The sequence below is a fragment of the Ignavibacterium sp. genome (genome assembly GCA_032027145.1).
Classification (GTDB): domain Bacteria; phylum Bacteroidota; class Ignavibacteria; order Ignavibacteriales; family Ignavibacteriaceae; genus IGN3.
Genome location: JAVSMP010000001.1, coordinates 494857 through 519945 on the forward strand (window position 1 = coordinate 494857; position 25089 = coordinate 519945).

21 protein-coding genes are annotated in these 25089 nt (G+C 33.0%); 2 read left to right on the forward strand and 19 right to left on the reverse strand.

Annotation, left to right across the window (positions count from 1 at the left end):
- The first annotated feature begins 92 nt into the window (after window positions 1-92).
- On the forward strand, window positions 93-356 hold the full coding sequence (rpsT, locus tag ROY99_01920) for a 30S ribosomal protein S20 (protein MDT3695117.1): 264 nt from the start codon (window positions 93-95) through the stop codon (window positions 354-356).
- Between the two features lie 73 nt (window positions 357-429).
- Here the strand turns inward: rpsT and ROY99_01925 are convergent, their stop codons facing one another.
- The 5 genes from ROY99_01925 to ROY99_01945 form a co-directional block, all read right to left on the reverse strand.
- A complete protein-coding gene (locus ROY99_01925) occupies window positions 430-714 on the reverse strand; it encodes a T9SS type A sorting domain-containing protein (protein MDT3695118.1) in 285 nt (94 codons plus the stop codon).
- A 183-nt stretch (window positions 715-897) separates the two neighbouring features.
- A complete protein-coding gene (locus ROY99_01930; GenBank protein ID MDT3695119.1) occupies window positions 898-1536 on the reverse strand; it encodes a hypothetical protein in 639 nt (212 codons plus the stop codon).
- Window positions 1517-1843, reverse strand: a complete 327-nt coding sequence (locus ROY99_01935) for a hypothetical protein (GenBank protein MDT3695120.1) — start codon at window positions 1841-1843, stop codon at window positions 1517-1519. The genes ROY99_01930 and ROY99_01935 overlap by 20 nt, the downstream gene beginning before the upstream one ends.
- 19 nt (window positions 1844-1862) lie before the next feature.
- A complete protein-coding gene (locus ROY99_01940) occupies window positions 1863-3617 on the reverse strand; it encodes a T9SS type A sorting domain-containing protein (protein MDT3695121.1) in 1755 nt (584 codons plus the stop codon).
- A gap of 414 nt (window positions 3618-4031) precedes the next feature.
- On the reverse strand, window positions 4032-5510 hold the full coding sequence (locus ROY99_01945) for a sugar phosphate nucleotidyltransferase (protein ID MDT3695122.1): 1479 nt from the start codon (window positions 5508-5510) through the stop codon (window positions 4032-4034).
- 140 nt (window positions 5511-5650) lie between these two features.
- Here ROY99_01945 and ROY99_01950 point away from each other — a divergent pair, with 140 nt between their 5' ends.
- Window positions 5651-6109, forward strand: a complete 459-nt coding sequence (locus tag ROY99_01950) for a hypothetical protein (GenBank protein ID MDT3695123.1) — start codon at window positions 5651-5653, stop codon at window positions 6107-6109.
- On the opposite strand, the gene ROY99_01955 is transcribed toward ROY99_01950, so the two are convergent.
- The 14 genes from ROY99_01955 to ROY99_02020 form a co-directional block, all read right to left on the reverse strand.
- Window positions 6102-8168: an O-antigen ligase family protein gene (locus tag ROY99_01955; protein MDT3695124.1), complete on the reverse strand. Its 2067-nt coding sequence runs from the start codon at window positions 8166-8168 to the stop codon at window positions 6102-6104. The two genes, ROY99_01950 and ROY99_01955, sit on opposite strands and share 8 nt — an antisense overlap.
- Entirely contained in the window at window positions 8161-10026 is a 1866-nt protein-coding gene (locus tag ROY99_01960; GenBank protein MDT3695125.1) for an ABC transporter ATP-binding protein, read from the reverse strand. The genes ROY99_01955 and ROY99_01960 overlap by 8 nt, the downstream gene beginning before the upstream one ends.
- Window positions 10027-10038: 12 nt before the next feature.
- Window positions 10039-11052: a hypothetical protein gene (locus ROY99_01965; GenBank protein MDT3695126.1), complete on the reverse strand. Its 1014-nt coding sequence runs from the start codon at window positions 11050-11052 to the stop codon at window positions 10039-10041.
- Window positions 11052-11942 (reverse strand): site-specific tyrosine recombinase XerD, encoded by an 891-nt coding sequence (xerD, locus tag ROY99_01970; protein ID MDT3695127.1) that lies wholly within the window; start codon window positions 11940-11942, stop codon window positions 11052-11054. The genes ROY99_01965 and xerD overlap by 1 nt, the downstream gene beginning before the upstream one ends.
- Window positions 11942-14140, reverse strand: coding sequence for an HDIG domain-containing protein (locus ROY99_01975; GenBank protein ID MDT3695128.1), 2199 nt, complete (start codon window positions 14138-14140; stop codon window positions 11942-11944). The genes xerD and ROY99_01975 overlap by 1 nt, the downstream gene beginning before the upstream one ends.
- A gap of 3 nt (window positions 14141-14143) precedes the next feature.
- Entirely contained in the window at window positions 14144-14992 is an 849-nt protein-coding gene (locus ROY99_01980) for a Cof-type HAD-IIB family hydrolase (GenBank protein ID MDT3695129.1), read from the reverse strand.
- A 1-nt stretch (window position 14993) separates the two neighbouring features.
- Complete coding sequence (locus ROY99_01985; protein MDT3695130.1) at window positions 14994-16742, reverse strand: sodium:solute symporter family protein; 1749 nt, start codon at window positions 16740-16742, stop codon at window positions 14994-14996.
- A 152-nt stretch (window positions 16743-16894) separates the two neighbouring features.
- Window positions 16895-18358, reverse strand: coding sequence for a sodium:solute symporter (locus ROY99_01990; protein MDT3695131.1), 1464 nt, complete (start codon window positions 18356-18358; stop codon window positions 16895-16897).
- Window positions 18359-18703, reverse strand: coding sequence for an STAS domain-containing protein (locus ROY99_01995; GenBank protein MDT3695132.1), 345 nt, complete (start codon window positions 18701-18703; stop codon window positions 18359-18361).
- A gap of 8 nt (window positions 18704-18711) precedes the next feature.
- A complete protein-coding gene (locus ROY99_02000; protein ID MDT3695133.1) occupies window positions 18712-19242 on the reverse strand; it encodes a hypothetical protein in 531 nt (176 codons plus the stop codon).
- A gap of 2 nt (window positions 19243-19244) precedes the next feature.
- Window positions 19245-21269, reverse strand: a complete 2025-nt coding sequence (ligA, locus tag ROY99_02005; GenBank protein MDT3695134.1) for an NAD-dependent DNA ligase LigA — start codon at window positions 21267-21269, stop codon at window positions 19245-19247.
- A complete protein-coding gene (locus ROY99_02010) occupies window positions 21269-22198 on the reverse strand; it encodes a helix-turn-helix domain-containing protein (protein ID MDT3695135.1) in 930 nt (309 codons plus the stop codon). Before ROY99_02010 ends, ligA begins: the two co-directional genes overlap by 1 nt.
- Before the next feature lie 17 nt (window positions 22199-22215).
- Window positions 22216-23628, reverse strand: a complete 1413-nt coding sequence (gene rsmB / locus ROY99_02015) for a 16S rRNA (cytosine(967)-C(5))-methyltransferase RsmB (protein ID MDT3695136.1) — start codon at window positions 23626-23628, stop codon at window positions 22216-22218.
- Between the two features lie 39 nt (window positions 23629-23667).
- On the reverse strand, window positions 23668-24921 hold the full coding sequence (locus tag ROY99_02020) for a putative sugar nucleotidyl transferase (protein MDT3695137.1): 1254 nt from the start codon (window positions 24919-24921) through the stop codon (window positions 23668-23670).
- Window positions 24922-25089 lie beyond the last annotated feature (168 nt).

Sequence of the window (25089 nt, forward strand, 5' to 3'; positions counted from 1 at the left end):
GTGGGCAAAGTTACTAAAGCTAAGTTTGACATCAAACGAGCCATTAACTATATTTGACCCGCATTTTTAAACTAATTATAAGGTTCTTGTAAATGGCTCATCATAAATCGGCAAAGAAGAGAATACGTTCATCTGAAAGAAAAAAAGCAGTGAACAAAATGACAGACTCTAAGATTAAAACTGTTGTAAAGAAAACATTAGCAACCGATAAAAAAGAAGAATTAGAAAAATTATACAAAGAAGCTATTTCTGTTTTGGATAAAGGAACTTCAAAAGGCAGATTACACAAAAACACTGCGGCAAGAAAAAAATCCAGATTAACAAAACACTTAAATAAAGTTACTTCTGAAAAATAAGTTTTTGATTTTATGATTTACAAAAAAAGCTCTTCATTTGAAGAGCTTTTTAGTTTTAAAAGAAATTTTAATTTTACTTTGTTAGCAACATTTTCTTCACGTCAGTAAAACTACCAGCTTGCAATTTATAAATATACATTCCACTTGGTAATTCTGAAGCATTAAAATCCACTTCGTAATTTCCTTCTGCTTTATTTTCATTTACAAGTGTTGTTACTACTTTTCCTAAAACATCATAAACTTTTAGTGTTACCAATCCTTCTTCTTTAATAGAGTAAGAAATTTTTGTGCTTGGGTTAAATGGGTTAGGATAATTCTGATCTAGTGTGTAATTACTTACCACTCCGCTTATCTTCATTTTATCAAGTATGTTCTGTCCATACTCAATTGTTACAGATTGAACCGGTTAAGCATTATTTTCTTCATCAATAGCAGTAATTCTGTATTCTGCTTCTCTATCTCCGCCTGATGCATTGTTTATTGAGTAATCAATATATGAAGATGTTGTGCCTGATAAGTTTGCAAGTTCTGACCAGCTTGATCAGGTTCCATTTAAAGGTCCTGTTCTTCTTTCTATTTTATAGGCATCCGTTGAATTACCTCTTACATCCGGCTCATTGTTTAATGACCAGGTTAATCTGGGATAATAATTTGTACCTGATTGATAAGCTGCTACTGAATAGTTCAATAATTGTGGAGAAGACCACGTGCTGCTATTTATACCTCTTTCTTTTACGTAAAGGTTAACAAAAATACCTGGCACTAAAACATCGTAAAAATCGAAAAGTTTATCACAGCCGCTTTGTACCCCTTCATTACCGTCAGCAATTGTTACACCTTGTGTACTTTCCCAACTATTATTAGTTAAATTTTTATCTCTTGTTCTTACGTAACCATTCGAATGAAATCCGACATGAGCTTTATTTGATGAAAGTGATATTGTTGGCCAACCTAAACCATCCTCAGATTCATTTACTACATAATGATTTGATGGATAAAAGGATGCATATAAATAGTAATGAGTTTTATAACTACTCGATCCATCATATTCCGAGTAAACAATATGAAGTCCTCGAGAATCATAAGCATTATCAACACTGTTACAATTTTGGTTATTCAAACTTATAGGATATTGAGCTGCCCAGGTACCATTTGAATAATTATAAATTTTTTGTAACAATACTATTTCCAAGCCGATAACTTATAAACATATTGTCGTTATCACCTGCTATGTGTGGGAATTCGGCGCCACCGGAGGCTTCAATTGTTGTAGTAGTTTGAACACTTCCTGAGCTGTTCAATCTGTAATATTTAATTGAGCTTGAAGAATTTGAATTCTGAGCTACGACGTGGATGCCATCTCTATTCGTAAAATTATCAAGCTGAACAAGATTCGGCTCATAAATAGTCGTAGTTATAATATTATTCCAGGACTGTGCAGTTATGCATCCTGAAATTAAAACGATTATTAAGAATAACTTTTTCATATTATTATTTTCTATAAAACTATTTAAGTAATATTGTTTTTATTGTTTTGGTGTAATTATTGGCTCTAAACCGAATTAAATACACCCCTGCAGGTAGCAATTTGCCATTACTATCCTTTGCTTCCCAGTTAATTGAATAACTACCGGGAGACATTTCTTTATCTAATAGTGTGGTTATTTCTTTCCCTAAAACATTAAATACTTTCATTGTAGTATGTGATGCCTCAAATACATCAAACTTTATATTTGTATTCGGATTAAATGGGTTGGGGTATGCCGGAAAAATATTGTAACTGCCTGGAAGTATATCTTCTTCACTTTCAACTTGGACAGTGAAGTCTGGTTTATAAATCCAGTTAAACCATTTAATGGAGCCTAATCCGGGAGGATCATCCCACATATTTATTAATAACTCTTCTCTTTCATCATCAATTAAATTGTAAAGATTAGCTCCGTAGTAACCCATATAATTGGTTTCCCAACTATGCTGCTTGTAATAAAATACTTCATAAGTATGATGATTTAGACTGCCGTTAAACTTCAGAATCAATACAGTCATATCAAGCCCGAAAAGAACTTCTTCCTGTCCATCTTTATCAACATCAATTACCTGAATATTTCCTGCATCAAAAGAAAATATTCCTAGCAGGTCAATCCTGCCAACTACTTCGTAGCTATTATCTCCGTTGGCTTCAAAAATTGTTATTCTTGTTATCCCTTGTCCGCTGTAAAATGCGTCCCCGCCAATCCATATTTCTTTTTTGCTGTTTCCATCTATGTCATTTGTTTCAGCACATAAATATGCATTATAGGTTTCAACCATTCCCTGCCAGTTGGGCGCATAACAGTTATCTCCACAGTTTTCTATTGAAAGAACTTTACCGTGAACACTACCAGCCAAAAATTCTGTTTTTCCATCCTGATCGAAATCTCCAATGGAAAAGCCTCCATAGTACAGATCAATCATACTATGATCGAATTGAAAGACAGAATCGAAATTGGGAATATATGGATCATATTCATAAATATTTATATGCTGATTCAAGGTATAGAATATCTGATCAGTTAATGCATCACCATCCCAATCTCCAAAGTAGTTATCGTTTTGCTGAGTCGATGAATCAATAGGATCAAATATAAATGCCAGATTTGTTGCTAAAGAAGAATCAATATTTTTAGAATAAAATAAAAAAGTGTTTACATATGCTTGCAAAGTTGTATCTACTGCATTTTTTATCAAATGTAATTCTTCTTTACTATCTTTATCAATATCAATGATGGATCTTGCCATAACTGTATTGCTATCGTACTTATGAGCAAAACTAAAACCACCTTGCGCATTCATTTCATATGCAACAATATCGGAATATGGTCCAGTATAAGCTTTCATCTGACCATAAAGTTCGGGTCTACCATTATTATTGACATCTCCAACAAGTAAGGTTCTAAAATTACCAAGTGGTACTTCCTGCCAGAATTTATACTTCTGGTAATAAAGAGTTGTATCAATTGTTGCAAGGTCTATTATTGTGCTATCGTAGTTTGGGGAGTAAACTTGTTGCTGGATATCGGATTCTGGATACTGGTAATCACGAATGTTTTTATAAAGCACCTTTCCATTTGGGTATTCAAGTTTAAGTATATCTTTTTCAACTTCTGTTACCTTAACATCTTTACGGTTTTTAAGCTGCTGTAGTTTTTCTTCTTTGCTTTGTTGAGCAAAAAAGGTACTACTTAAAACGAATATTAGACAACAGACAAATATTTTACTCATCTCAATAACCTTATTCTAAAATTTTTAGGGAAAGAAACATTCATTTGTTTTAAGCTATGTAAAACCAGCGGAATAACGTAGCAATGCAGGGGGTGTAATCTGCGGTTGTATGAACACTTTATAAGTTTCATACTGAAATAAAATAAAAGTAATAATAAAAAGCACCATTATTTTCTCCGCCTGAGAAAATAAAGATGAAATTATTATGCCGTATTTAGGTAAGTAGAGATCTTGGGGATTTAATGTAAAAACAAGTTTATTTTTTTCATTAAGCACTGCTTAAAATTTATTGTGTTACTCAGTGTTTCAATACTTGGTCGTAAACGACAAAAAAGACACAAAGTCAAATTAAATTTTTATTTAAAAGCTTACTACTCACCAAATAAAAAGAGGTTTAACAACTTAATTCTTTACCTAAACATCACTCAACAATTCCTTGCCCTCTGTTTCAGGGATGTAAAATCTAACCGGTTTTATATTTCCGTTTTTATCTTTTTCTGCTTTAACTTTTTTCTTTATAAGAACACTGTGTTCGATAGAAACACCATCTTCTACAATCGAACCGAACAAATAACTTGATCCTTTTATTAAAACATTTTTTCCTATACGTAACGGAAATTCATCACTGCCTGTCATATTAACACTTGATTCAATTGTTGAGTTTTCTCCAATTACAATGTTTCCTTTAATAATATCGCCCCAGAGTATTTTTACATTGTCTTCAATTGTTAAAGTCTGATTTGGGAAAGTTGATAAGTGAACAATACGCCATATCTTTATATTCTTACCGAAAACAACATTGCCTTTAATATAAGCTGCTCTGCCAATTTCAACATTATAATTAAGCTTTACTCCATCACCAACATAAGCACCTTTATCAATTTTAATATCAAGCGGAATTCCTTTTTTGTCCATTTCTAACAAATCATTTACAACAGAATCGTGAATAAAAAAATCATCCGGATCATCAATCTGAATTATGTTTTTCAATTTTTCATAAACATTTCTTCGTGCAATTTCATCCATTTCCTTTAGCACAGATTTATCATTAAATCCCATTACAACATATTGTTCTTTAGGACTTACAGCACCAACTGTATAGCCTTTTTGATTGAATAGTTCAATCAAATCTGTAATGTAAATTTCATTTTGTGCATTGTTGCTGGAAATTTTATTTATCAATTCAACAAGTTTTTTATAATCAAAGGCATAAACACCCGAGTTGAATTCGTTCGTTTCAATCAATTCTTTTTTAGTATAAGAATATTTTTTGCTGCGATAAGTTACCTCGTAAGGTTTATCATCAGGCAAAGCAAGTATATCTTTAAACTCCATAATACGAACAACATTTCCATCGCCGTTTATATCTTTTGTTCTGATAATCCTTCCGTAAGAATTCTGCATTGGATCACCAGCATAAATTCCTGTAAGCACCATCATATCTTTTTTAGATGAGATAAAATCATTTCTAAATTTTTTCATCGATTCATCATCAAGTAAACCCATATCGCCAGGCAGTACATAAACAATACCGTCTTTAAACTCGTTTTCAATTTCTTTAAGCGCAACCTGTACTGCGTGTCCGGTTCCATTTTGCTGTTCCTGAAATGCAAATTTATTTGATTCGCGTTTTCCAATAACTTCCATAACATCAAGTGCTTTTATGCCAACAACAATAACTGAATTAATGTTATCGATGCCAAGTTTGCAGGCATTGTAAACACGTTCAACAGTAGGAATTTCCCAAATTTTGTGCTGCATTTTTGATGTTTGAGATTTAATTCTTTTTCCGTGACCAGCGGCAAGAATTATTGCTGCTTCTTTAGTATCGTTAAATTTGCATGAATCCTGCCGGGCTCTTAAATAAACTTCTTTGGAATAATTTTCACTCATTAAATTCTTCTTATTTAATTACTCAAATTGTTTATTAAAAATTAATTAAAGGGTATTCGTATTCCAAACCTTTGCATTTTATTCTGAAGCTTAAATGATTAACTTTGCCCGTAAATTTTACATCAAACAATGGATAATAAATGAAAAAAGTTCTCTTAACATCAATATTAACAATTATTTTAATTAACGGAATTTCTATTGCACAATCAAGCGGTTTTGGTATAGGAATAATTGCAGGAAAACCCACAGGACTAAGCGCTAAGTACTGGACTACCTCCTCAACAGCTTTCGATTTTGGATTAGGTTACTCGTTTGAAAAGAACAGCCGGCTGTACCTGCATGCCGATTATTTATTTCATTCAAGCAATATATTTAATTCAACAGAAAATTTTTCTTTGTATTATGGACCTGGTGCAAGACTACGTCTTGTTGAATATGGCAGCTCAAGATTAGGGATAAGATTCGATGTTGGTATTGTCTGGATACCTCGTAATGCCCCTGTAGATGTCTTCTTTGAAATAGCACCTTTGATGGATATAATTCCTGAAACAACTTTCTCGTTAAATGGCGGTATTGGTGTTAGATTTTATTTCAGATAATATCATTTTCAGGTTTAACGGATTTAAGCAGAGCAAGGTTTAAACCAAAAGTAAACCAGATTAAGGTGGTTATCTCGTGATCCCAAAAGTTTAGCTCGGTTAATCCTGAAACTAAAAATCCAATAAATGCAGCAAAAGCGCCTAATGAATATGAGGCAATAAAAGGTTCTGTTTTAACTGCAAAATATATTTTTAAGTCGATTAAAATTATTTTATAGAATAAAAAGCAAACCGCCGATAATCCAAATAATCCAAGTGTAGCCAGTATGTGTATAAAATTATTATGCAGATGCCCCTGGATTTCTTTTTGATAAGGCTTTTTATAAATCTTAAAATATTTTGCAAGATCAATATCACCAAGACCAAAAATCGGGCGGTCTAAGAACATTTTGAAACCTGCAGACCACAAAGCAAGTCTTCCCAAATTTGAGGGATGATATGGATCAATTATGCTCAGCAGACGGCTGCGCTTGCTATCTAAGTGTGTTAAATAAAGTTTATTGTTATCTGCGCTTATCCCTTGCGGAATGTATCCTAAATTTATCTTATTAATAAGCTCAAAGTTATCCGGCTGTTTATGTTCAACAATATACACATTTGCATCAAGCGATAAGACAAAAAACTTATCGTCTGCTTTAACTATTTTTTGAACATTTGTTATTGCATCAAAGTTATTGAGAAGCTTATAGTTTGTTGAATCTATCCTATAAACTTTAAAGTCAGTTAGTGTTGATGTAAAAATATATGGGTATGAATAGTAGAAGTACTTTAGCTTACTTGAATCTGAAAATAATATTTTGCCGGGGTAATGATTTTCTAACAGTTCATAAATTTCAAATCCACCCTGATCTTTTTTAAGTGCGATATGATTTGAATCCACATAAATATTTGTAAATCCTGAGAACTGGTGATATTGGAATTTCTCTGCCGGGTTTTGAGGATTAGTAAAAACAGTTAAGCCGCTATCTTTATCAACAACAAACAGATTGTTATTTAACACAGCATAATCGTAAGTCATTCCGGGTGAAATAAATTCACTAACAATGCTCAGCCCGTCGTTTTTATTTTCAAGCAATAAAAACCTGGTATCAATCAGATAAGCCAGATAATAATTATCCTGCCATTTGGAAAATTTAATTACAGCACCGGGCAAATCAACTTTTTTATGAAGTGTGGAGTCTTTATAAATTTCCAGTCCTTCATTATAGTCGCTGATTATAATCTTATCATTAAGAGGATAAACATCATAAGCTTTCCCTTCTGTAGAAATAGTTCTTTCCAGTACCGGATTATTATTTGATAACTCATAAACATTAACCTCACTAACATTCTTTAGTGTCAGAAAGAATATAAAGATTAAAACCAATCCGGGAATAATTATCTTCCATTGTTTTTTAAGAATCAGGATTATCAATATACCTGCTGCAGCTCCCATCCAGCCGGTACGCTTATATGTTGAAAACAATGCAAGCAATGAAAGTGCAAATCCTGCAAATAATAGTATCTTGTTTTTAACTGAAGTTTTTTCGTTGATAAAAAAGGCAAATAAGAAGATAACCGTAAAGGTTAGTATCTCACTTGCTGTTATAGGATATTGAAATACAGAAGGACCAGATTCTGTTATACTGTAAAGATTTGAAATATAATGATGAAAAGAGTAATACAGATAAATCATTATTGTTACCAGTGTACCGCCAATATATATTTTAAAAACTCTTTTCGCTTCGCTAAAATTACTAATAGAAGCAACTGTAGTATAAATCATCGGGATAAGAAAATATCTTTTCATCAAACCTTGTAAGGCTTCTTCTTTGTAGGGAGATAAAAGAAGAGAAATGAGTTCCGAAAGCATATACCAGATCAGCGGTAATTCGAGTCCTGATTTACTAAATGGATTTTCTCTTGTTAACCAATACTTTGCAAGCAGTAAAAGTAAAACACCGTAATATCCTATCTGATTAATAAAAATTGAATTGCTTATACTTAAAAGGAAAATAATTAAAAATACAATGATCAGTCTGTTTATAATTTTTACAAATGGTTTGTTATCTTTAATCATTATTATCCCTGAACTGCATTTCAAAAAGTTTTTTGTACAACCCTTTTTCTTCGGAAATTAATTCTTCGTGAGTACCTCTTTGAATAATTCTTCCTCTATCAAGCACTAAAATAGTAGTTGCATTTCTGATTGTACTTAATCTATGTGCAATAACAAATGTGGTTCTGTTTAGCATCAATCTTTCAATGGCTTCTTGCACAAGTATCTCCGATTCATTATCAAGTGCAGAGGTTGCTTCATCAAAAATCATAATAGATGGATCTTTTAATAAAGCGCGTGCAATTGTCAGTCTTTGTCTCTGTCCGCCTGAAAGTTTAACTCCTCTTTCACCAATTATTGTTTCATAACCTTTAGGCATTTCGGATATAAAGTTGTGTGCATTAGCAGTCTTCGCTGCATCAATAATTTTTTCCATTGGATAATCAATTAATCCATAAGCAATATTTTCAGCAACGGTAGTATTAAATAAAAATGTTTCTTGTGTAACAATTCCCATTTTTGCACGAAGTGATTCAACTGTCAGCTGCTTGATATTAACTCCATCAATTGATATGATGCCGGCAGTAGGGTCATAAAATCTTGGAATAAGATCTGCTAAAGTAGATTTACCGCCTCCGCTTGGACCAACAAGAGCAATTATTTCTCCACGTTTAACTTTAAAACTGACATCATCCAAAACATTAACCTCGCCATCAGAATACCTGAATGAAACATTGTCAAATACTATTCTATCCTTAAACTGTATAAGATCAACAGCATCAGGAGAGTTTTTAATATGCGGCTCAGTATCAATGATTTCAAAAATTCTATCTGCAGCTGCACTCGCTTCTTGAATTCTGTTATTAACACTGCCAAGTTCTTTAATTGGCGGCATCATCTGAAATATTGCAAACAGAAAACCGAGGAATTGACTTGCGTTTAAACTTTTATCAACAAGCACAAGTAATCCGCCGTAGTAAATGATAATTACTCCAATGATTATACTTAGTATCTCGGTTATAGGTGAAGATAAATTTCTGGTTCTTACAGTTCTTAGAACCATTTTAAAATAATTTTTAGTTTCTTTTTTAAATCTCTCGTTTTCAAATTCTTCCATGCCAAATGCTTTAACTATTTTTACTCCGGAAATTGTTTCCTGCAAAATGCTTGTGATTTCTGCAAGCTTGGTTTGAAGAACTATGGTAAGTTTTTTTAATCTGTTGCCAATCCAGGCGATTATCAGGCTAGCAGCCGGTACGATAATAAATGCAAATAAAGAAAGCTGCCAGCTTATACTAATTGTGATAGCAAGAAAAACAATTATTGTAAGAGGTTCTTTTATTAGATTTGAAAATGTTGCAGAAATACTCGATTGCACTATATTTACATCATTTGTAAATCTTGATATAAGATTACCGACTCTTTCAGACTTAAAATATCCAATTGGCAGTTTGTGCAAATGCTTATAGGCGTCATCTCTCAGATCTTTCATTGATGCAAATTCAACAAAAGCCATAAAGTAACTTTGCATGTAAGAAAAGAAATTTTTTAACAGAAAAGCAACAAGAATTATAGAGCATATCTTAATCAAAATTTCAATTTTATCTCCGGTTAGTATAAAGGTATTGAATGTATTGACAATGTTATCTTTAATTGACAATATCCAATCGGGTAAGAAACTGCTTGAAGATGTTATTGGACTTGTCTGACTAATATTTTGAGCTGATGCTGAGTCCTGAAATAATGTATCTAATAAAGGAATAGTCAGATAAACTGAAATGCCGTTTAGTATCGCAAATAATATTGTAAACACAAAGGTTAGTCCGATATGTTTCCAGTAGGGTTTTGTATAAGATAATATTCTGTAGTATGAATTCAATTTTTTAATCTCTTAAATATTCTTAATGCTGCAGCCGCCATTAAGTTTAATAATTTTAAAATCAGCCATTTTGTTTAAGTTAAAAATTCTGATATGTAAAGCCTTATCTATTCCGGAATCAAATATTAGAAAATCCCCAATTAGTATAAAATATTTTAAGGGCAGGTTGTTAAATAATGTTTTCGTTTTCTTTTCCTTTAAATCCAAAACTGCAATAAACGAACTCATTTGTTCTGTTGTATCTTTATTCTCCTTTTTTTCAGTCAGCAGCAATATCAGGTTTCTTTTATTCTCAGCCCAACCAGCCTGAACTACTTTTTTCTTGTAAAAAGGAGTTTTTATTTCTTTATTGGATGAGTTCTGAAGAATCCCTAATGAATCTTTTTCCTCTATAATTGTAAACATTTCATCTGGTGATACATATTGAGGCTCGGGCATCCTGGTAACAGGATAACCGTCTTTTGTAAGATCAAAGATATCAGTTTTATCTGATAGGAGTTTGCCGAACTTATTATATACTTGTGTATTCTTGTTTACATAAGATGCAATTATCTTATCTATAGAATTAATTATTAAAGTAAAGCGGTCTTTATCTAACCAATACGCGATTATCTGTATTCCATCCTCAAGTTGAGTTATAAACTCTGCTTTCTTCAATTCAAAATTTATTCTGTATAATCTTCCTCTTTCAATTGCAGGCTGAGATGATTTTAATCTTTGCTTTTGTTTGGTTATAAAGAAAGCTGAATTATAGTCCGGAGAAGTAATTAAATTAATAACGCGTTCTTGTTCTGAATTCCAGAACATTTTTATTTTATCATTCTTTCTATCATATCTGTATAATGAAGGTCTTCCATTATAATTACCAACAAAATAAAACCCACTAAATTCGGTAAGCTTTGCTTCTTTGATCAGCTTATTTAATGTTTCTTCATCAAGCGAACCTTTGTCTGTATCGCTGCAGCTGAAAAGTAACAAAGCAATAATAAGGACAAAAATATTATTAATTAATCTTTGCTTAAACACTATCCCCTCGGGTGATATTGTTTATGAATTTGTTTGATGTAATCCCTGTCAATATGTGTGTAAATCTGAGTAGTAGAAATATCTGCGTGTCCAAGCATTTCCTGTACAGCGCGCAAATCTGCTCCGCCTTCCAACAAATGTGTTGCAAATGAATGTCTGAATGTATGCGGATGAACATCCTTTTTTATATCAGCTTCTTTAACATATCGCTCAATAATTTTCCAAACTCCCATTCTGGAAAGTTTTGTGCTTCTTGAATTTAAGAAGAGATAGTTTTCGCTTTTTATTTTTTTCATCAGCAAAGGTCTAGCTTTAGATAAGTATTCCTTCACCCATCTGACGGCACTTGATCCGATTGGGATAAGTCTTTCTTTTGAGCCTTTGCCTAAAACTCTTATTACGTCGTCATTAAGAAAAAGATCGTTTACTTTTAAGTTTATCAATTCAGATACTCTAGTTCCGCAGGCATAAAACAATTCCAAAATAGCTTTATCACGCAAACCTAATTTACTGCTAATATCGGGCATCGAAAGTATTTTCTCAACTTCCGAAACATCCAGAACTCCGGGAAGTTTTTTTGAAACTTTTGGTGCAGATACTTTTTCAACAGGATTTTTTAAAATGTATTTATTTAAAATCAGATACAGAAAAAAGCCTTTCAAAGATGAGAAATATCTCGCAGCCGATGAGCCAACTAATCCAAGTTCATTTAACAGTTTGAAGAAGTCATTTAGATGCGCTGATGTTATATCGTCAGGATCATCAACGCCCTTATTGTTAAGAAAATCTTTAAATGCTTCAAGATCATTTTTATAAGAGTTGATAGTATTATCGGATAGATTTTTTTCTAATTTAAGATAAGCTAAATATTCTTTAATAAAGGTCTCCATTACTTATCTTTATCACTATCTATTCCTTTTTCAACTTCTTCCTGCTTTGGATATTTTATTCTTTTGTGATGCTGACTTAGCAGAATAGAAAGGAAAGCTTCTTTCATTTTTGTAATATCCCTGAAGGTTATTGGCGCCTCATCCAGCTGACCTTCTTTTAATCTTGAGTTAAAAATACTATTAATTATATTTTCAACTTTCTGTGTATCAGGATCAACAATAGATCTTACTGCAGATTCACAGCTATCAGCAAGCATAACTATTGCTGTTTCTTTGGAATTTGGCTTTGGTCCGGGATATCTGTAGTCATTAATATCAACTTTATCTTCACCATAAAGCTTCTTGGCTTTTTCATAGAAATAATTACTTACAGTTGTACCATGATGCATAGGTATAAAATCAATCAACACATCAGGAAGTTTGTTTAGTTTAGCAAGTTCAATTCCTTCGTTAACATGTCTTATTATCATTGCAGCACTTTCTTCGGGCGGAAGGTTTTCATGCACATTCTGATTATTCATTTGGTTTTCCACAAAACCCAGGGGAGATATAGTTTTCCCTATATCGTGATAATATGCTCCAACTCTTGCCAACAATGCATTTGCATCAATTTGTTCTGCAGCTGCTTCAGCAATAGTTCCCATCGTCATTGAATGATTAAAAGTTCCGGGTGCTTTTCTTGCTAACTCCCGCAATAAAGGTCTGTCAAAGTTAGAGTATTCCAACAATGTTAAATCTGTTGTGATGTTAAATAATCTTTCAAAAAAGATAAGCAGACCAAAAGTTAAGACCGGACTTATCAAAGCGTTTGATGCTGCAAACGCTAATTCAACAAGCATTGTATCAATTGGTGCAAACCTTTCTAATCCAAAAGCTATAATTGATGCGCTGTAACCGATAAGGATAAAAAGAAAAGATCTGAATATTTGTGTTCTGTTTTTTATATCCCTTACGGTATAAACTGATAATCCACCTGCAATAAAATTCATTGCCATAAATGTATAATCATTGCCGCGTAATGCACCAATAATTAAAGATAGAATTACGGTAAGATAAAAACCAACACGGGAATCAAAGACAATTGTAAAAATCATTGAAGCAGCTGGAACAAAAATCAAATACTGAATAGGAGCTTTTACTGTTATATGATTAATTAAATACGTAACAAATGAAACAAACACTATTATTATTGATATCAACACGATTTTGGTGTTATCATAAAATATCTTCTTTCTGAACAGAAACAGATATATTGTAAGAATAGTAATAAAAAATGATATGTGTAAGAACTTGCCGATAAGTTGCAAAAATATCTTCTCCTGTCCAATGGTTTCTCCTTTAGCTTCTTTATATGATTCAATTTTAAGTTTTGCCTGCGGAGTTATCCTATCGTGCTTGGCTATAATTCTCTCATTCTCATTTACTATTCCAGAATACTTTGAAACATTGTCTCTTGCCTGTTCAGTTTCAAGTTTTGTTGCATCTTCGTTATAAACTAAATTCGGTTTTATAAAATGCAGGATAAACTCAACAAGCGCTACCGTAACTTCATCAGAATATCTTAACTCGATTATTTTATTTCTGGCTTCTGTCTTTGCCTGATCATAAAAGTAAAATTTACTGACTGGTTCAATTCTATCAACATTACCAACTCTAACAGCTATGCTATCTTTAAATTTTTGCTTACTATCAATGCTTAGTATTCCTTTTTTACTGATAGCTTCTGTAATTAAATCTGTCTGTTTAAACATTCTCTCTAAACTATTAACTGCCGAATGCTGCGATTTTTTTTGAACTCTTCTGAGGTTTAGTAATTGTATAAATGCGTTTGTACTTAAAAAAGTAGGATTAACATAGGATTGCTGATCTTTAGTTAGATTATCATCAATTACATCTATAATATATGCAGCAAATATCTTTAATGAATCATTTCTTTTTTCGGGATAGCTATTAAACACAGGATAAACAGATTTTTCAGAAAGTGCTACTTCATTTAAATACTCCTGTCTCTCTTTAATTATTGGGAAACTAAACGGTGCAATAAGGTCTTCATTTGTCCAGATTGCTCCTTCACTTACCTCAAACTCTATTGATTCACCTTTAGGAAACATCATCACAATCAGGATAACTGTAATAATCCCGATTATTAATTTTCTTTTCAAACCTGTTGGTTTAGTTAATTCTTTTGTGCTGCTCATAGATTAAGACATTTTTACTTTTAATAATTCTTCCAGAAATTCTGCTGCTGCCTCTTCGTTATTTGAATTCTTTAAAACCAAGTCTGCTTTTCTCTTGAGCTCAGAAATAGCATTAGAGGGTGCAATTTTTAATGCTTTACTTTCAAACATACTGATATCATTATACCAGTCACCAAACACTGCTGTTTTTTCTTCCTGAATATTTAAATGTTTTAAGAGACGCTTCATTGCTTTACCTTTTGACGATCCTGATCTTCTAATTTCCAGATAATAAATACTTTCATGGGTTTGAGATCTGAAAAAAGAAATGGAAGTACCCAACGAAAATGGAAAAATAAATTTATCCCTTATATACGCAACAGCGGGTCTATTATCACCAGCAAAAACAAGCTCAAGAGTTTTGCTTGTAAGATTATCATAAGATTCCACTTCTTTATAAGGAGCTCCGGATTTTTCCATCAATTTTGGTATCACAGAGTTCTGCTCAGTGTAATAAATAGCATCGTTATGACAGAGAGCAATATTAACCATATACTTTTCAGAAAGCTCAATTGCTTTTTTTACATGCTTTTCTTTCAGATAAGATCTGTAAACAAAATTTTTACCGGTAATACTTTTGATTACTGTTCCGTCAAGTGAAATAATAGGAGAATGCAGCTTTAACTCTTCGGCAAGCGGAATAAGTGCAGAATGCAGCCTGCCGGAAGCAAATGAAAAATTTACACCTGACTTTTTAAGATTCATTATTAACTGTTTTGTCCGTTCTCCAAGTTCGCCTGCATCATTAACTAATGTTCCATCAACATCAAAAAGTATAAACTCTATTTTTTTTAATTTATTAAAATCAAGCATCTTATTCAGCTATTTTTTTCCAGCCAATTTTCGAAATATTAAAGTAAAGGATAACTACTGAAACCGCGGCTATAAGAATATAAATAAAAAATCCCGAATAATCGCTTAATAGTAATTTTCCTGTTCCAAATAAAATTGAATAAACTAAAATAACCCCAATAATCCAGTTAATAAACAGTTTAAAAAATCCTGAATCTCCTTCAACTTCAGGGATTTGAGAGGAAACTTTTTTCCACATTATCCCGCCGGGATGAATTTTTCTATAAAATGATTTAAGTACCACATCCTCTGTAGGTTTTGTAAGCAAGGTGATTGTTACCCAGCAAATAGTTGTTACAGGAACTATTATAAATAAAGTAAACGGAAACTCAATTCCAATTCCATTTATAACCGGAAGAATAATGAAGGGTGCTATCATAGCTGATATTTCGGACCAGGCATTTATTCGCCACCAGAACCATCTTAGTATCAAAACCAAACCAACTCCCGCACCGCACTCAATAATGAAAGCCCATGCACCTGAAATTTTATTAATGAAAAGTGTAACTATTAAAGAAATAAACATCAATATTATTGTAAAAACCCTTGAGCTTAAAACATAATAAGATTCCTGTTTGCCTTTAACAATAAATCTTTTATAAAAATCATTAACTATATAAGAAGTTCCCCAATTTAATTGAGTAGCAATTGTACTCATATAAGCAGCAAAGAATGCAGCAACAAGTAATCCTTTCAAACCAACAGGCAGAAAATCCCTCATTGCATAAATATATCCCATTCCTTTTTGAGAATCTGATAACTCAGGATAAAGCACTAACGATGCAAGCCCAACAACAATCCAAGGCCAGGGTCTGATTGTATAATGAGCAATCTGAAAAAACAAAGTAGCAAATAAGGAATGTTTTTCATTCTTAGCAGACATCATTCTTTGAGCTACATATCCGCCGCCGCCCGGCTCTGCTCCCGGATACCAGGATGCCCACCATATTATTCCTATATAGGCAAGAAAAGAAAATGTTGTCATTGCCAGAGTACCTGCAGCAGTTGAAACATCAGATATTGTCGGAAAAAAATTGAAAACGTAATCAGGAAGTTTTTCCTGCAATCCAGTCATTCCACCTACTTGTGGTGAATTAACAACAATAACAGCAAGAATAATACACCCGGTTATTGCAATAAAAAATTGAAATGCATCCGTAACAACCACACCCCAAAGACCTGATATAGCAGAATATACTGCAACCAGTATCATCGCCCCAAATACATACAGTAAAACAATTGATTCATCTATTCCGAATAATCCTACAAGAATTGAAATCATCGCTTTATTCACCCATCCGATGATAATTACATTCATAAACAGACCGAGATATAAAGCTCTGAATCCCCGTAGAAATCTTGCGGGTTTTCCCGAGTATCGTATTTCTGCAAACTCAGCTTCAGTCATTATTCCGGCACGTCTCCACAATCGGGCAAAGAAAAAAACTGTCAGCATTCCGCCAAATGCAAAATTCCACCATAACCAATTGCCCGAGATACCGTTTTTAGCAACAAGTTCTGTAACAGCTAATGGCGTATCAGCAGCAAAAGTTGTAGCAACCATAGAAAGCCCGGCTAAATACCAGGGTAAATTACGGCCTGATAGAAAAAAATCATCGGTGCTTTTGCCAGCCTTTTTGTAATAGATTAAAGCGATTATTATAGAAAATAAGAAGTAGGCAATAACGATTAAGTAATCCAAGAATTCCATCTTTACCTTCCGATATGTTTTCAGTTAAATGCTGATTGGAATTATTTTTTAATTTTAATATAAGATTTCCACAGCAAAATGGACACTTAGCATTATCAAAACTAATCAGGTTTTCTTAAAACAAATTTAAAGCGAATATTATCAAACAAAAGTTATTCAAAAGTATGCTTAGCTGTTTTTACTTTCCCAAATATCAGGTACAGGGTGTTTCCAACGATTAAAGTTATTAAAACTCCGCTTAATACAAACCAGGTCCAGGCTACAACATTAAAAAGTATTATGAAACTCATACAGATTATAGCGGTAAAGAAAGCAGGAATTGCATGCTTCTGTTGGACATTTTTATTTGACAATCCTAATAAAAAAACACCAAGCAATCCTCCATACGTAAACGAAGCAATACTTAACGCGAGCTCAACAACAGTTCCCGGACTGTTCATAAATATAAAAGCAGAAAAAATCAGCATTGCCGCCCAAAAAATTGTAAGCATTTTTGAAAGCAACAAATTTCTTTTTTCATCTATTGATTTTGTAAATGGAAGATAAAGATCAATCATAACCGATGATGAGAGAGAGGTGATTGACCCAGCAAGTGTTGACAATGCAGCAGCAAATAAACCGGCAATTATTAGTCCTTTAATTCCAACCGGTAAAACTTCAATTATAAATTTTGGAAATATTTCATCGGATTTTAAATCAATACTTCCATAATAGACATACAATAAAATTCCGATAAAAAGAAAAAGTGCAAACTGAAATATTATTATTACTCCTGTTGTAATAATTGCTTTTTTACTTTCAGCAAGATTTTTTGCAGCAAGCAGCCTTTGCACAATAAGCTGATCAGTTCCGTGAGAAGACATTGATAAAAAAGCCCCTCCGACAATACCGCTTATTAATGTATATGGCTGTGAAAAGAATCCTTTAATACCGTTTTCAAATCCTAAATTGATGATGCTGAGCTTTGAATTTACATCAGTTGAATCAAATATTCCGCTAAAAGAAAGAGGAATAAAATGAAATAGATAAAATATAGATACAATTGCGCCGCCGATATAAATTATCATCTGAACTGCATCAACCCAGATAACCCCTTTCAATCCGCCTGTAAATGTATAAAGCAAAGCAACAATCGCCATAATAACTATAGCAACAATTGGCTGAATATCCAGCATAAGATAAAGTGGAATTGCAGTGGCGAATAACCTTACTCCATCTGATGCAATTCTTGTAAACAAAAATGTTACAGATGCAATTGATCTGGTTTTATTGCCAAATCTGTTTTGTAAATAAGAGTATGCTGTTGAAAGTTCGCCTTTATAATAAGCAGGGAGAAAATAAGCTGCGACAATAATTCTGCCAATAAGATATCCAAACGTCAGCTGTAAAAAATTTAAGTTTGTCAGATAAGCAAGACCAGGAATAGAAATAAATGTTAGCGTGCTGGTTTCTGCAGCAACAATTGAAAAGCTGATTGTCCACCATGGAACTTCCTGAGAACCGACAAAATAATCTTTTACTGTTTTTTGTTTACCGCCTCGAATCTTACCCAGACTGGCAATTGCAACTAAATAAACAATAATTATAGTATAATCGATATATGATAAATGCTGCACTTAACTTCCGAGGTCTTTTAACGCTTCATCAACAGTAGTTGTAACTGGTAGAACGCGGTCAAGTTGAGTAATTTTAATCAGGTTATGAACTTTTGCTGAAGGTGCGGCAAGCCTCATTTGTCCTTCGTTTGCAGAGACAATTCTGTTTGCAACAAGTATGGCACTTAAACCGGAGCTGTCACAGCTTTCAACTTCACTTAAATCAATTATAAACTTATTAACACCTTCAACCTTCAGAATCATTGTAAACTCACCTTTAAGCAAACCCGAAATACTTGTATCCAGTCTTTTTTCATTTAATTTAAAAACTGTTACATCTCCAAAATGTTTGGTTTCAAAATTCATAATACATCCTAAAACATTTTTAAACAATTTAAGAAATTACTATACGATACTTCTGATTCGACATCATTATTCGCTATCTGAAAATTATAATATTTATCTGAATTCTTTTTTGAATAACCTATCCTGATTCTCGCATTAACAACATTTGCAGCATAGCTGTAAAACAACTCATCTTTTCTGTTAAGATCAATAACTCCGTCAAATTTCATTTCAGATAGCTTACCAATCAGTTTGTGATTTGGCAGATTGAGTTTGTTAAGTTCGTTTACCCCAAACTCTATTGATCTGTTTCTGAATTTCGCAGGCATTAAGCTAATTCGATAATCACGGATTAATATTTTTACAGCTTTATTAAGATGATCAAGATGCTCAAGCACAACAAAACTTGCTCTAAAATCTTTTTCATCTTCCGGCATTAAAACAAAAAAAGAGCCTGAGCGCTTCATTGCCTGAGAGAAATCCTGCTCGTTTAACTCATTGTGTTTTAATTTATTAGATATAAAAAATCTTGAAATACTATTTTTAATTGATTCAATCATCTTTATTCATTTTCTTTTAACATATCAAGAAAAGCTGATTCATTGATAATTTTTATTCCTAAAGATTCAGCTTTAGATAATTTAGATCCCGCTTTTTCGCCTGCAACAACAAAATCGGTATTCTTACTTACACTTGAAGCAACTTTACCGCCAAGCGCAGTGATGCGTGACGCTGCTTCATCTCTTGAGAAACCAGATAATGTTCCGGTTAAAACAAATGTTTTATCTGTAAAATAAGATTTTTTAATTTCCCTTTTTTCAGATACAAAATTAAGTCCTGCTTTTTTTAATTCCTCTATCAGTTTGATATTTTTTTTATCAGCAAAAAACTGTTTTATACTTTTACTAATGCTTGAACCTATTTCATAAATTGAGGATATCTCTTCTTCTGAAGCTTCAATAATATTATCAATAGAATTAAAGTGATCTGCGATTTTTTGTGCAGCTCCGGCACCAACATATCTTACTCCGATTGCAAATAGCACTTTATAGAAAGGCTGGCTTTTACTTTTTTCGATAGCACTTAAAAGATTGTCAATACTTTTTTCTCCAAGTCTTTCAATTTTAACTAATTCTGACCTCTTATCTTCAAGCTTATAGATATCAGAAAAATTTTTAATAAAACCTTTTTCTACAAAAAGATCTATTAATGCTTCGCCTAATCCCTCAATATCCATCGCTCCTCGCGAAGCAAAATGTATCAGCTTCCCCTTTATTTGTGCAAGACATTCAGCATTTTCACAATAAAGTGCTACTTCATTTTCAGGTTTAAATAATTTTGATTTACAAACCGGACACTTATCAGGCGGGATTGCAGGCAGGCTTCTTTTCGGTCTTTTGTCAATTACAACAGAAACAATTTTGGGGATAACGTCTCCGCCTTTTTCAATTACAACAGTATCACCAATCCTGATATCTTTTCTTTGAATCTCATCAAAGTTATGAAGTGTTGCCCTGCTTATTGTTGAGCCAGCAAGCTGAACCGGCTCTAATTCAGCAACCGGTGTTATTGCTCCTGTTCTGCCGACCTGCCAGGTAATATCCAGCAATTTAGTGAATGCCTGCTTTGCTTTAAATTTATATGCTACAGCCCATCGTGGTGATTTAGCAATATTACCGAGATTGTTCTGCTGTCTTACAGAATTTACTTTTACTACCGCTCCGTCAATTTCGTAATCAAGTGTATCTCTTATTTGTTCAAACTTTTCACAGACTTTTAACACATCCTGAATGTTTTTGCATACTTCAAACTTATCATTAACATTAAACCCAAGTTGCTTCAGTAGTTTTAGGTTTTGTTCCTGTGAGACAAGTGTTTCATCTTCGTTAATTAGTGAGTAAAGAAATACATTTAATTTCCTTGATGCAACTATCTTTGGGTCCTGAAGTTTTAACGTACCTGCTGTTGAGTTTCGCGGATTTGCGAAAAGTTTTTCTCCCTTACTTTCTCTTTCTTTATTAAGAAGTTTGAAGTCATCTATTTTCATGAAAACTTCGCCGCGTACTTCAAAATCTTCAAGATGATACTTCTTCATCAATCCGGCATCTATCTTTAGGGGAACTGAGCGAATTGTTTTTACATTGTTAGTAATTTCTTCACCAACTGAACCATCGCCTCTGGTTGCCGCAGTCTTAAATTTTCCATTAACATAATTAATACTTACCGATGCACCATCTATTTTCAGTTCAACAACATACTCAAGTTTATCATTCTCTGCTAAAGTCTCCCTTACCCTTCTGTCAAAATCAAACAAGTCTTGTTCATCATAAGTATTAGCAAGGCTAAGCATCGGAACTTTATGTTTTACAGGTTTAAATTCTTTGGTTAAATCTCTCCCTACTCTTTGTGTTGGTGAGTCTTCGGTAATCAACTGCGGATTTTCACTTTCAAGTTTCTCTAACTCTTTTACAAGCAGATCATATTTCTCATCACTTATAACAGGCTGGGCAAGTACATAATAGTTATAATCATGCTTCAAAATTTCATTACGCAGTTCTTCAATTCTCTTTTCAGCAGATATTGTCATTATTCCTGATCAATCTTAGGCGGTGAGTTTAAATAAACCAATCCTGCTTTATCTAATTTGAAATATCTTACAGAGCCGCTTTTACCGGTAAAGTCAACATTTTTATTATTCAGCTTAAGAGTTACTGCCCCTGAATTACCAACTGTTGCTTTAAAATTATTCGCAGCTGCAACACTCATCTTTGAATTAGGAATTAAGGTAAATTCTTGTGTGCGATTATTATCTAACACAACAAAAATCCAGGATGTATCTTTTGCATAAAATGTCAGATATAAACTATCAGAAGATGCAGACACCGAAGTGCTGTCATCTGTTACCTGTATATCAGACCGTTCTTCAATATATCTTTGATTACTTTCTTCAATAGCTTCATCAATTGGAATTTCTTCCACAATAATTTTATTGTTTTGATTAAAGAATAAAAAATAAACCAATGCGGCAACTATTATCAACCCAACACCGCCAAGTCCGAATATCATCAGCTGCTTGTTTGCTTTACTTTCATCTTCTATAGTTTTTGGTTTTGTTTCATCAACATAGGATTTAATTTGCTGTGCAGGTTTAACAACAGGTTTTTGCTTTTCAACTTCGGATGTAACTGGCTTTTCGATTTCTTGTTCAGTTGTTTTTACAACAATATCTTCTGTCGTCTCTTTTTCCTCTTTCGTATCAGGAGGATTTAAATCATATTCTTTACCTTCTTTTGCAGCTTCATACTTTTTTAGAATAATGTTTTCGTCAAGACCAATAGTTTTAGCAAACTGTTTAATAAAAGCTTTAACATAAAGTTCGGGTAAAAAGGCAAAATTTCCTTGTTCAATAGCTTCCAGAAATTTCAAATCAATTCTGGTTTTTGTTGCAAGTTGCTGTAGAGTTAAGCCGCTTTCTTCTCTTTTCTGTTTTAGTTCATCAGCAAATTTGTTTAACATAATCTTATAATATTTTATTAATTAATTCTAACAATTTTTGCAGCAAATGCACCATCCATCAAGTGCTTATGAGGGAAAGTCTGAATACAGCCGTTTTCATCTATAAGGCTGTCGTCAAGTTTCCCTTTTGCAGATTCAAATCTAAAATCCGGATGAGTATCTAAAAACTTTTTTACAATCTCATAATTTTCTTCAGGTTCAATAGAACAAGTACTGTAAACTAAAACTCCGCCTGGCTTAACAAGTTCAGATGCTTTTACAAGTAATTTCAGCTGCATCTCTGTCATTTTTCTTAAATCAAAAATATCTTTTTTCCATTTGATATCTGGTTTTTTTGAAAGTGTACCTGTACCGCTGCAGGGAACATCAGCAAGCACTCTGTCATAAGGCTCCGACTTGTATTCAAGTGCATCAATTTCAATAGTTTCAACAATCTTTAACCCGAGCCGCTCATTATTTTTTCTAACAAGATTCAGCCTTCCATCATATCGGTCTAGTGCGGTTATCTTTCCCTGATTTTTCATAAGTGAACCGAGATATGCAGTTTTTCCACCTGGTGCAGAGCACATATCAAGTACATTCATTCCGGGGTGCACATCGAGTAATCTAACGGCTAAACCTGCGCTTTCATCCTGAATGTTAAAGTATCCTTTCTGATAATATTCCCATGCTGTTATGTTAGTAAGGTTTTGCAGCTGAACAAACTCTTCAAGAAATTTTACTGGTCGATATTTCAGGTTAACCTGCTCCAATAAAGTTTTAAAACCGGTGATATCAGTTTTAATAGCATTAACACGCAGGGTAAGATAAGGCTTTTCGTTATTTGCCATTAATAGTTTTTCTGTTTCTTCTCTGCCAAATCTTTCAAGATATCTTTTTACCATCCAGGATGGATGAGAATAATAGGCACTCAGATAACCGATAAGGTCTTCATTTGGATCCGGATAGCGGATAGCACTTTTGTTTCTAATAATGTTTCTTAAAATAGCATTTGTAAGATCAGCGGGTTTTTGTCCCTGTAGTTTTTTTACAAATTCAACAGCTTCATTAACAGCAGCATGATCGGGAATCCTGTCAAGAAACATAATCTGGTACAGTGCAACACGTAAACCATTTTTTAGATTAGGAATTGCTTTTGAAAACTGCCCTTTATAAAATCCGTTAAGTATCCAATCAAGTCTGCCCTGCCATCTTGTAACACCATGTACAATTTCATAAAGTAAAGCTTTATCAGGTCCACTCAACTCTGAATTCTTCAACTCATTATCAAGTAGTTTTTCCAGATAAGCATCAGTTCTTTCTACACGATTAAGTATCTTAACCGCAAGCCCTCTTACCCCCTGATAAAGATCAATCACTTTGTGTTCTTCTAAATGAGCAGAGTCTTTAATTTCAACAATTTGATCGTTAGTGTTTTCTGATTCAGTCAATTTATTCTGTTCTGAATTTTGAGTATTAGGGTCTTCCAACTAATAACCTCTTTTTATTCTGTCTGATTGAGTCAATTCAAAAATAAATTTAAATAATTTCTCATCAATATTATCAAAATCAATATTTCTTCTATTTATTACTATTCTTGCTGTCTCGATTGCTTTATTAACATCGTAAACTTTTGATGAGCTGTCTCCGCCCCAGATAAATGATGGTATATATTTATCCGGAAAACCTGATGAAAAGACATTGCAAGCAAATCCCACAACAGTACCAGTGTTAAACTTAGTATTAATAGCGCTTTTGGAATGGTCTCCTATCATCATCCCCAAAAAACGATGGTTACTATCAACTTCCTTATCACTGAATTTAATTTTAATTAAGGAGTAATTGTTTTTAAGATCACTGTTATTCGTACCTGCACCAAGATTAACCCAGCTGCCGATATATGAATGTCCGATAAATCCAGCATGCTGTTTATTTGAGTAATCCATAAAAATAGATCCTTCAACTTCTCCGCCTATTTTGCAAACTTTGCCAATGGATGTATTTCCATAAATTGTTGCCCCGGCTTTTATTTTAGCTGAAGCACCGATAAAGCAAGGTCCTTCGATAAAAGAGTTGGGATAAATAAAAACATCATCATCAATTATCACTGGTCCGTTTGAAGCATCAATCACCACGCCCGGTTTAATAATAACATTTTTTCCAATAAAAATATCTTCTTTATTTATTAAGCGAATATGATGCTCAGCCTGATTTATAAAATTCTCCTTATTTTGCATCTTAAGGCGGTTAAAATCCAATTCTATTTGTGAACCATTGTAAAAAATCATATCCCACAAATAATTAACGCATTTAAGATCTAATATTTTTATCGGAAGACTATTAAAATCATTTATCGAAAAAAGATCTTTCAAATGTTTTAATTTATACTTTAGATTTGTTCCCGATAGATAAGCAGCAACAACTGTATCTTCATTTACAAAAACTTTATCTTCAGAACTTGAAAGTGGAAGCAGTTCTGAGATATTCGATGGAGCAATAACTCTTCCATTGATAAATAAGCATTCTGTTTCTTCAATTCTGTTAACCAAACATTCAGGGTTATTACGCTTTACAATTTCCTCCAGATAAGGTCGGCAGTGAAGGGTAACTTTAACATTTTCGTACCTGCTTATTATTCTCTGCTTTAGTGATTCTACTCCACATAAGAGATCATAAACCGGTCTTGAGTAAACAAGCGGTTCAAGATTTGAATAATTTTCGTCTTCAAATATACATATCTGCAAAGTTTTTAATCCTTAATAAATTAACAATGGAATTTAACATTTTTTGAATAAAGATTCTTTACTTAAATATAGTTAATAAGCTTATTGAACAAGGTTTTTTTTGATGTATGGGGAGTACCGCTTTTAATCAAATGATCTTTAAGCAGTAATATGGTTTTCAGTACCTGA

Excerpts from the sequence above, each read along its gene's own strand:
- rpsT (MDT3695117.1), top strand. The coding sequence starts at position 93 with ATGGCTCATCATAAATCGGCAAAGAAGAGAATACGTTCATCTGAAAGA.
- ROY99_01925 (MDT3695118.1), bottom strand. The coding sequence starts at position 714 with ATGAAGATAAGCGGAGTGGTAAGTAATTACACACTAGATCAGAATTAT.
- ROY99_01935 (MDT3695120.1), bottom strand. The coding sequence starts at position 1,843 with ATGAAAAAGTTATTCTTAATAATCGTTTTAATTTCAGGATGCATAACT.
- ROY99_01940 (MDT3695121.1), bottom strand. The coding sequence starts at position 3,617 with ATGAGTAAAATATTTGTCTGTTGTCTAATATTCGTTTTAAGTAGTACC.
- ROY99_01945 (MDT3695122.1), bottom strand. The coding sequence starts at position 5,510 with ATGAGTGAAAATTATTCCAAAGAAGTTTATTTAAGAGCCCGGCAGGAT.
- ROY99_01950 (MDT3695123.1), top strand. The coding sequence starts at position 5,651 with ATGAAAAAAGTTCTCTTAACATCAATATTAACAATTATTTTAATTAAC.
- ROY99_01955 (MDT3695124.1), bottom strand. The coding sequence starts at position 8,168 with ATGATTAAAGATAACAAACCATTTGTAAAAATTATAAACAGACTGATC.
- xerD (MDT3695127.1), bottom strand. The coding sequence starts at position 11,942 with ATGGAGACCTTTATTAAAGAATATTTAGCTTATCTTAAATTAGAAAAA.
- ROY99_01975 (MDT3695128.1), bottom strand. The coding sequence starts at position 14,140 with ATGAGCAGCACAAAAGAATTAACTAAACCAACAGGTTTGAAAAGAAAA.
- ROY99_01980 (MDT3695129.1), bottom strand. The coding sequence starts at position 14,992 with ATGCTTGATTTTAATAAATTAAAAAAAATAGAGTTTATACTTTTTGAT.
- ROY99_01985 (MDT3695130.1), bottom strand. The coding sequence starts at position 16,742 with ATGGAATTCTTGGATTACTTAATCGTTATTGCCTACTTCTTATTTTCT.
- ROY99_01995 (MDT3695132.1), bottom strand. The coding sequence starts at position 18,703 with ATGAATTTTGAAACCAAACATTTTGGAGATGTAACAGTTTTTAAATTA.
- ROY99_02000 (MDT3695133.1), bottom strand. The coding sequence starts at position 19,242 with ATGATTGAATCAATTAAAAATAGTATTTCAAGATTTTTTATATCTAAT.
- ligA (MDT3695134.1), bottom strand. The coding sequence starts at position 21,269 with ATGACAATATCTGCTGAAAAGAGAATTGAAGAACTGCGTAATGAAATT.
- ROY99_02010 (MDT3695135.1), bottom strand. The coding sequence starts at position 22,198 with ATGTTAAACAAATTTGCTGATGAACTAAAACAGAAAAGAGAAGAAAGC.